The sequence below is a fragment of the Nocardioides szechwanensis genome (assembly GCF_900103935.1).
GTDB lineage: Bacteria > Actinomycetota > Actinomycetes > Propionibacteriales > Nocardioidaceae > Nocardioides > Nocardioides szechwanensis.
Genome location: NZ_FNIC01000014.1, coordinates 20,844 through 29,602, shown reverse-complemented (window position 1 = coordinate 29,602; position 8,759 = coordinate 20,844). Strand labels below are relative to the sequence as shown.

At 72.5% G+C, this 8,759-nt stretch carries 8 protein-coding genes; 6 read left to right on the top strand and 2 right to left on the bottom strand.

Annotation, left to right across the window (positions count from 1 at the left end):
• A partial coding sequence (locus tag BLR90_RS20470) for a transposase (RefSeq protein ID WP_143016295.1) occupies positions 1-326 on the top strand: 326 nt, incomplete at its 5' end.
• Positions 327-405: 79 nt separating this feature from the next.
• Here BLR90_RS20470 and BLR90_RS20465 read toward each other — a convergent pair.
• Positions 406-1,095 (bottom strand): hypothetical protein, encoded by a 690-nt coding sequence (locus BLR90_RS20465; RefSeq protein ID WP_143016294.1) that lies wholly within the window; start codon positions 1,093-1,095, stop codon positions 406-408.
• An 82-nt stretch (positions 1,096-1,177) separates the two neighbouring features.
• On the opposite strand from BLR90_RS20465, the gene BLR90_RS20460 reads away from it, so the two are divergent.
• A complete protein-coding gene (locus BLR90_RS20460; protein ID WP_091027088.1) occupies positions 1,178-2,254 on the top strand; it encodes a hypothetical protein in 1,077 nt (358 codons plus the stop codon).
• Here BLR90_RS20460 and BLR90_RS20455 read toward each other — a convergent pair.
• Complete coding sequence (locus tag BLR90_RS20455; protein WP_143016293.1) at positions 2,227-3,168, bottom strand: endonuclease/exonuclease/phosphatase family protein; 942 nt, start codon at positions 3,166-3,168, stop codon at positions 2,227-2,229. The genes BLR90_RS20460 and BLR90_RS20455 overlap by 28 nt on opposite strands.
• 52 nt (positions 3,169-3,220) lie before the next feature.
• Here BLR90_RS20455 and BLR90_RS20450 point away from each other — a divergent pair, with 52 nt between their 5' ends.
• The 4 genes from BLR90_RS20450 to BLR90_RS20435 all read left to right on the top strand — a co-directional run bounded on the left by BLR90_RS20450 (position 3,221) and on the right by BLR90_RS20435 (position 8,750).
• Complete coding sequence (locus BLR90_RS20450; RefSeq protein ID WP_091027086.1) at positions 3,221-4,396, top strand: winged helix DNA-binding domain-containing protein; 1,176 nt, start codon at positions 3,221-3,223, stop codon at positions 4,394-4,396.
• Entirely contained in the window at positions 4,393-4,725 is a 333-nt protein-coding gene (locus BLR90_RS20445; protein WP_091027085.1) for a DUF4190 domain-containing protein, read from the top strand. The genes BLR90_RS20450 and BLR90_RS20445 overlap by 4 nt, the downstream gene beginning before the upstream one ends.
• Before the next feature lie 13 nt (positions 4,726-4,738).
• A complete protein-coding gene (locus BLR90_RS20440; RefSeq protein ID WP_245715432.1) occupies positions 4,739-5,458 on the top strand; it encodes a TIGR03936 family radical SAM-associated protein in 720 nt (239 codons plus the stop codon).
• A 352-nt stretch (positions 5,459-5,810) separates the two neighbouring features.
• Positions 5,811-8,750, top strand: coding sequence for an Rne/Rng family ribonuclease (locus tag BLR90_RS20435; protein WP_091027084.1), 2,940 nt, complete (start codon positions 5,811-5,813; stop codon positions 8,748-8,750).
• Positions 8,751-8,759 lie beyond the last annotated feature (9 nt).

Genomic DNA, 8,759 nt, shown 5'->3' with positions numbered 1-8,759 from the left:
CCTACCTGTTCAAGGAGCGGCTCCGGCTGGTCTTCAAGATGCGACCCGAGGATGCAGCCGATTACCTCGACGAGTGGATCGACCAGGCCAGCCACAGCGACATCGCACCCATGGCAGAACTCGCCGAACGCATCACCAGACACCGCACCCGGATCCTGGCCGCGATCGAACATGACATGTCCAACGGCCCCGTCGAGTCGGTCAACACCAAGATCCGACTCCTGACCCGGATCGCGTTCGGCTACAAAAACCCCGAGGCCCTCATCGCCTTGGCCATGCTCGCCCTCGGACCCCACCGACCCGCCCTGCCCGGCCGACCCTCCTAACCCACACATGAGTCAGGGGAGCCGAAAGTTTCGGGCGGGTCAACGTGATTGCTCCCACGCAGGCGTGGGGTGAGGACTACTACTTGGCGGGCAGCTTGCTGCCGTCGGAGTTCTCGATCAGGCACACGAAGGCGTCGCCCTCGGACGGCGGGATCTCCTCGGTGAGGAGCTGCCACGAGTCGCCCTTGAGCTCGGCCGGGTCGCCGCCGTCGTCGGTGAGGCGGGTCTCGCACACGGCCGCGACGTCGGTCTCGTAGGTGGCCAGCTCGTCAGCGGTCAGGTCGCCGACGACGATGACCTCGGCGTCGTGGGCCTCGGCGCAGTCCTTCTTGAGCAGCGACACCGTGTCGTCCTCGGTGGTCGTCTCGACGCACTGACCCTTCTCGGCGTTCTCGACGGTCACGATGTTGCTGAAGAGCCACACGCCACCGGCGGCGAGCGCCGCCCAGGCGATCAGGACGATCACGTTGATGATGATGGCGGCGATGGCGAGGCCCTTGCCGCCCTTCTTCTTCACCAGGACGATGATCGCGAGGACCATCGAGATCAGGTTGGGGATCACGCAGGCGATGAAGGCGAGGACCAGGGCCGCGATGGCCAGGCCCTTGCCCGGGGGCTGCTCCGCCGGCTGACCGCCCGGGTAGGCGCCGCCGTAGCCGCCGCCTCCCGTGGGCTGGGTCGGCGTCGCGCCGTAGGGGTTGGCGGGCTGGCCCGAGGGCTCGCCATAGGGGTTGGGCTGGCCTCCGGGGCCGTCAGTGGGTGTACTCACGGGCACACCCTAGAGGTGAACTGAGCCCCTCGGGGGCACCTTGGGAGGATCGGCCGCCGCGCGCCGTGGCTATGCTGCGCCGGTGACCACGCGCCCGCTCTTCGTGCACGTCGGCGCGAGCAAGACCGGAACCTCCGCTCTCCAGGCGGGGCTCTGGTCCTCCAAGCGTTTCCTGCGCCGCTCCGGCGTCGGCCTGCCGTTCGTCGGCCGGCCCGCCCACGTGCGCCGACTGCTTCGTCCACTGGGCTGGACCATGGGCTCCGGGTTCGACCGCCCGGTCCGGGCCAAGGCCCTGCGCGAGCTCGCCCCGCGGCTGCGCGACACCCCCGGTGACCGGCTGCTGATCAGCAACGAGGACCTGTGCGAGCTCGACGAGCCCCGCATCGACCTCATGCGCGAGCTCGCCGCCGCCGCCGACCTCGACCTGCGGGTCGTCGTGACCGCGCGCGACTGGGCCAAGCAGCTCCCGTCGGAGTGGCAGCAGTTCCTCAAGCACCGGCTGACGACCGACTACCCCACCTTCCTCGACCAGGTACGCCGCCGCGAGGGCGCCGCGGCCCAGCACTTCTGGCAGCGCCAGGACATCTCCGGGATCTGTGCGCGCTGGGGCGCCGGCCTCGACCCGAGCAACGTGCACGTGATCGCCGTACCTCCGATGTCGGCTGACGCCGACGGGGTGTTCCGCCTCTTCGGCGGGGTGGTGGGGTTCGACGCCAGCCGGCTCACGCTGCCGACCCACCACGTCAACGCGTCGTTCGGCTACGTCGAGGCGGAGGTGCTGCGTCGGCTCAACGAGAGCCTGGGGGAGCGGCTGGCCGACTACGAGAAGGACTACGTGCCGGCCGTACGCAACATCCTCGTCCGCGGGGTGCTCGCCCGGGAGGCGAGCGCCAAGATCACCCTGCCTCCCGAGCACCTCGGCTGGGTGCGTGAGCTGGCGGACGTGCAGCTCGAGGCGCTCCGCGCCGGCGACTACCGCCTGTACGGCGATCCCGAGCTGCTCCTGCCCGGCGAGGACGCGGCGCGCGCGCTGCCGGAGCTCGACGAGGCCCAGGTGGCGGCCGCCGCGGTGGAGACCCTGGCGGCCTTCGCCACCCGGGTGCACGAGCGTCGCCGTAGCCGGCTGGCGCGTCAGCAGGCCAAGCGGGGCAAGGCGTAGTCGAGCAGTACGGCGCGGTGGTCGGCGATGGCCGACTTCACGACCTGCGCCTGCTCGGGCACCCAGCCGCCGGAGCCGTAGAGCACGTAGTCGATGCGCCGCTTGGGCACCCGCGGTGGCACGGTGAGACCCTCGCCGACCCCGACCTGGAGCCACGGATCGGTCACGACGCCGTCGAGGACCCGCATCGACGGGGAGCCCGGCTCGGCGTTGAAGTCGCCGCCCAGCAGGAACGGGTGCCCCGAACGGCCGACCAGTCGCCTGATCCCGCGGGTCTGCAGCACCCGGATGATCCCCCGCGTGTGCTGCAGATGGGTGTTGAGGACGTCCACCCGGCGCCCCGCGACCAGGATCGTGGCGCGCAGCAGCCCCCGCTGCTGGAGCCCCGGCAGGTTGGGCAGCATCTGGTTGGACCAGCTGAGGATCGGCTGCCGGCTGAGGATCGCCGTACCCGACTGACGGCGGGGCGCACCCGCCGCCTCGGGCGGCCGGGTGGTGTTGTGACCGAAGACCACCTCCATGCCCAGCATCTCGCTGAGCTCGGCCGGCTGGTCGTCGAGACCGGACTTGGCGCGGTAGCGGTGCACCTCCTGGAGCAGCACCACGTCGGCGTCCCAGGCCCGGATCTCCGCGGCGATGCCGGCCAGGTCGTAGTCGTCGCCTGGACCAACGCCGCCGTGGATGTTGAACGTCACGACGCGCAGCCGCACGGAGGCCGGGTCTGGGCAGCTCGGTGTGCCGCCGGGCCCGGTGGGTGTCGGGGTGGGCGCGGGGCCGGTCGGCGGCGGGAGCCCCGACGGCGGCGACGGTGGCAGCTGCGGACCGGGGCCCTGGGGGCTCGGCCAGAACACCACCAGGGCGATGACGACCCCGAGCGCCGCCACGGCGAACAGGGCATGGAGCCAGCGGTTCATCGGCCCCCGTCCCACGCATCGACTGTCTGCTGACCCGGGCAGGATAGGCGGCATGCGGCACATCCCGGACACCGAGCGGCGGGCCCGGCTGGCCCGGCGGCACGCGGTCGCGCCCAGCCACCGGCTCGCCGACCCCGTGGCGGCCACCCGGGCGATGACGGTGCTCCACGCGACCGAACCGGCGTCGGTCTACCTGTCCCTGCTCGCCCGGGTCGACGGGCTGACGGTCGCCAGCGTCGACCGGGCGCTCTTCGACGACCGCACGCTGGTCAAGCAGCTCGCGATGCGGCGCACGCTGTTCGTGTTCCCCCGTGACCTCCTCCCGGCCGCCTGGGGGAGCGCCTCGGCCCGGGTCGCGGCCGCGCTCGGCACCCGGCTCGCCAAGGAGGCCGTCGAGGGCGGGCTCGCGGACGACGGAGCGGCGTGGCTCGAGCGAGCCCGGGCGGCGACGCTCGCCCACCTCGGGGGCGGCGTGGAGCTGTCCGCGGCCGACCTGCGCGCGCGGGTCCCCGCACTGACCGGCCACCTGACCTACTCGCCCGACAAGTCCTACGGCGGCACCGTGCCGATCGCACCCCGGGTCCTGACGCAGCTCGGGGTCGAGGGCCGGATCGTGCGCGCCCACAGCACCGGTCACTGGCGGATCTCGCGCTACACCTGGGCACTGATGGAGAGCTGGCTCGGCGACGTCCCCGAGCCGCTGACCCCGCACGAGGGGTACGCCGAGCTCGTGCGCCGGTGGCTGGCGACGTTCGCCCCCGGCACCGCCGACGACCTCCAGTGGTGGCTCGGCTCCACCAAGGGGGCGGTCACGCGGGCGTTGTCCGACGTCGCGGCGGTCGAGGTCGGGCTCGACGGCGGGGGCACCGGATGGGTCCTGCCCGACGACCTCGACGAGGAGGCCGCCGTCGAGCCCTGGGCGGCCCTGCTGCCGGTCCTCGACCCCACCGTCATGGGGTGGAAGGAGCGCGGGTTCTACCTCGGCGAGCACGGCCCGGCCCTCTTCGACCGCAACGGCAACGCCGGCACCACCGCCTGGTGGGACGGGCGGATCGTCGGTTGCTGGGTCCAGGACCCCGACGGTGTCGTGGAGGTGCGCACGGTAGACCCGGTGCCGGTCGAGGCGCAGCGCGCGCTGGAGTCGGAGGCGGCCCGCCTCACCGAATGGCTGGACGGGCAGCGGGTCAGTACCGTCTATCCCTCCCCGGCGATGAAGGAGCCACGATGAGCCAGCAGCCCCCGCTGGGCTCGCCCTACCCGGGCTTCCGGCCGCCGCCGCCGGCCAACGGCCACGCGATCGCGGCGCTGGTCCTGGGCATCGTGTCGCTGACCGGCTGCTCGTTCGTCACCGGCATCCCCGCGATGGTGCTGGGCCGGATGGCCAAGCGTGAGATCGCGGAGTCCGACGGTGCGTCCAGTGGCCAGGACCTCGCCAGCATCGGCTTTTGGCTCGGTCTGGTCGCGACGGTCATCGGGCTGCTGGCGCTGGTCGGCGTGCTGCTCATCTCCGTCCTGGGGATCTACGTCTTCGACACCTGCGGAGACGGCCGATGCTGACAGGAGCCTGCTAGTGGCCCGCGAACAACCCGAGCAGCAGGCGCCTCCGGTGCAGCGGCTGCGGATCCGCTACGCCAAGCGCGGCCGGCTCCGCTTCACCAGCCACCGCGACTTCAGCCGCGCCTTCGAGCGCGCGATCTTCCGCGCCCGGGTGCCGATGGCCTACTCCTCCGGGTTCAACCCCCACCCGCGCATCTCCTACGCCGGCGCGGCGCCCACCGGGTCCGCCAGCGAGGCCGAGTTCCTCGAGATCGCCCTCGCCGAGGTGGTCGACCCGGCCGCGATCCACGCCGCGCTGGCCGAGGCGCTCCCCGACGGCCTCGACATCGTCGAGGTGGTCGAGTCGCCCGGTGGCGGGCTGGCCGACCTGCTGGAGGCGAGCCGCTGGCAGGTCGACTTCGAGCTGCCCCTCGAGGCGGCCCGGACGGCGGTCGACGCGTTCCTGGGGGCTGAGTCGATCACGGTCGAGCGGATGACCAAGAAGGGCCTGCGGGAGTTCGACTGCCGCGCCGCGGTGCTGTCGCTCACGGTGGAGGAGGGCGAGCGGGGGAGCCGTCTCGACCTGGTCCTCCGGCACGGCACGCCCGCGGTCCGGCCCGACGACGTGCTGTCCGGGCTGGCCCGCACCTCCGGCCTGGTGCTGACCGAGTCGCCGCTGCTCACCCGGCTCACGCAGGGGCCGCTCGACCCCGAGACCGGAGCCATCGGCGACGCGCTGAGGTCTGGGCGATAACCCGTTCCCGTCGTGCTGTGCGATACTCGCCCTGGTTGATGACCGTGGTCGGTACGTGAAAGGTGCCGATGCCTGATTCGACCCGACGACGTTCTCGCCGGTCCCTGATCCCTAGGGTCGGCACAGTGGATGAAGGTCGTTGCCGGACCGCGACGCGGCCAGTGAGAGTCGGTGACAGCGACTCACGCCTGTGGCCCTGCGACCGCGGTTGGTGACGTAGCCCTCGTCCAGTGACGCACCTGCGGAGGGTGTCGCCGCCACACGAAGGCTTTGCGCCGTCGATCCTGAGGTCTCGGGTCAGCGGCGTCCTACACCCCCGGACGGCGCGCCGCTCCGGGTGAGGAGCAGCATCATGGCTGACGACGACAACACCACCCAGACGCCGGACATCCCCGACGCCCCCGCGAAGAAGACCGCAGCCAAGCGGGCACCCGCGAAGAAGGCGGCGGCCAAGAAGGCCCCCGCCAAGAAGGCCGCCACCAAGAAGGCGGCCGCCGCGCCTGCCGACGAGGCGCCTGCCGACGCACCGGTCGACGCTCCGGTCGACCCGCCGGCGAAGAAGGCCGCGAAGAAGGCCCCGGCCAAGAGGGCCGCCGCCAAGAAGACCGCCAAGAAGGCAGACGCCGAGCCCGCTGCTGCGGCGCCCGAGGCGCCTGAGTCGTCTGGGTCGGCCACCTCCGACCCGTCCGCGCCGATGGTGCTGTTCAAGGCGCCCGAGACCACGGTCACGACACGTACCCGGAGCCGCCGCGCCGCCGCGAAGCCGCCCGAGTCGCCCGAGGCGACCGAGGCGACCGACGCACCCCAGACTCCCGCGGCGAGCGGCGACGAGCCCGCCGCCGACGCCCCCGCGGCGCGCACGCCGCGCCGCCGTACCGCCAAGAAGGCCACGTCGGGATCCGCCGCGCCGGCCGAGAACGAGCCGAGCACCGAGCAGGCCGACTCCGGCGAGGGTGCGGAGTACGACGACTCCGACGACGACCGCGACGGCGAGGGCGGTCCCCGCCGACGGCGCCGCCGCGGTGGCCGCCGCCGCCGCAAGCCGGGCGACGGCGACGACAGCACCAGCGACGACAACGACACCAGCGCCGACTCCTCGTCGTCCCAGGCGCCGTCCAAGGACGACGACGGTGACTCCTCCGAGGAGGGCGGCACCCGCCGGCGCCGGCGCCGGCGTCGCGAGGGCGACGACAACGGCTCGGGCGACGACCCGAGCAACACCGTCACCCGCGTCCGCCGCCCCCGCAACGCCGAGGACGAGATCACCTCGATCCAGGGCTCGACCCGGCTCGAGGCCAAGAAGCAGCGCCGCCGCGAGGGCCGCGAGGCCGGACGCCGCCGGGCGCCGATCGTCAGCGAGGCCGAGTTCCTGGCCCGCCGTGAGTCGGTCGACCGGGTCATGGTCATCCGCCAGCGCGAGGAGCTCACCCAGATCGCTGTGCTCGAGGACAAGGTGCTCGTCGAGCACTACGTCGCCCGCGAGTCGCAGACCTCGCTGATCGGCAACGTCTACCTCGGCCGAGTCCAGAACGTCCTGCCCTCCATGGAGGCGGCGTTCATCGACATCGGCAAGGGTCGCAACGCGGTGCTCTACGCCGGCGAGGTCAACTGGTCGGCGCTCGGCCACAAGGATGGCCAGCCGCGCAAGATCGAGTCGGTGCTCACCTCCGGCCAGTCGATCCTGGTCCAGGTGACCAAGGACCCGATCGGCCACAAGGGTGCCCGCCTCACCAGCCAGGTCAGCCTGGCCGGCCGGTTCCTGGTCTACGTGCCCGACGGCACCACCAGCGGCATCTCCCGCAAGCTCCCCGACACCGAGCGCAACCGGCTCAAGACCCTGCTCAAGGAGATCGTCCCCGACACCGCGGGCGTCATCGTGCGCACCGCCGCCGAGGGCGCCAGCGAGGAGGAGCTGACTCGCGACGTCGAGCGCCTCACGGCTCGCTGGGAGGACATCGACGGCAAGGCCAAGGGCCAGGCCCCGCAGCTGCTCTACGGCGAGCCCGACCTGACCCTCAAGGTCGTGCGCGACCTGTTCACCGAGGACTTCAAGAAGCTGGTCATCCAGGGCGACGACGCCTGGACCAGCGTGCAGGACTACGTCGCCCACGTGGCTCCGGACCTGCAGGAGCGGGTGCAGCGCTACGAGAGCGACAACGGCCAGGACATCTTCGCCGCCTACCGCGTCGACGAGCAGATCGCCAAGGGTCTCGACCGCAAGGTCTGGCTGCCCTCCGGCGGCTCGCTGGTCATCGACCGCACCGAGGCGATGACCGTCGTGGACGTCAACACCGGCAAGTTCACCGGCTCCGGGGGCAACCTCGAGGAGACGGTCACCAAGAACAACCTCGAGGCCGCCGAGGAGATCGTGCGCCAGCTCCGCCTGCGCGACATCGGCGGCATCATCGTCGTCGACTTCATCGACATGGTGCTCGAGTCCAACCGCGACCTGGTGCTGCGCCGCATGGTCGAGTGCCTCGGCCGCGACCGCACCCGCCACCAGGTCGCCGAGGTGACCTCGCTGGGCCTGGTCCAGATGACCCGCAAGCGGATCGGCACTGGCCTCCTCGAGGCCTTCAGCGAGAACTGCGAGCACTGCCAAGGCCGCGGCGTGGTCATCCACGAGCAGCCGGTCGCACCCCGCTCCAGCGACGACGCGCCGCGCTCCGCCGGTGGCGGTCGTCGCTCCCGCGGTGGTGGTGGCGGTGGCCGGGGCCGGGGTCAGGACGACCAGTCCCCGAGCACCCCCAAGGCCGTGCCGTCCCCGAAGGACGTCGCCGCCATGGCGAAGCCCGAGAACGCCGCGCCGGCCGAGGAGGACGACGAGACCTTCGAGCCACTCACCGAGGTCGAGCCCACGTCCGTGACCGAGCCCGAGCTCGACGCGCAGCCCGAGGGCCAGGCCGAGCCGGAGGTCCAGGCCGAGCCCGAGCCCGAGGCGCCGGCGGCCGAGGCGCCGGCGGCCGAGCCGGAGGCGCCCAAGGTCGTCACCCGGACCCGACGTACCACGCGGTCCACGGCGACGATCAGCACGACCCCGGCCGAGATGCCGGCCCCCGTGGTGGTCGTTCCGGCCGCCGCACCCGTCGAGGCTTCCCCCGAAGCGCCGGAGGCGGCCGCGGCCGCTACCGAGCCGCCGAAGGTCGTGACCCGCACGCGTGGTCGCCGTACAGCCTCCGCAACGGCGGCCTCGACGACCGTGGCGACCGAGCCCAGCACGGACGAGCCGGACGCTGACGCGTCGGCCTCGACCGTGCACGTCCCGGTGAAGAAGCGCTCGCGCAAGCGTTGACGGGAGCGC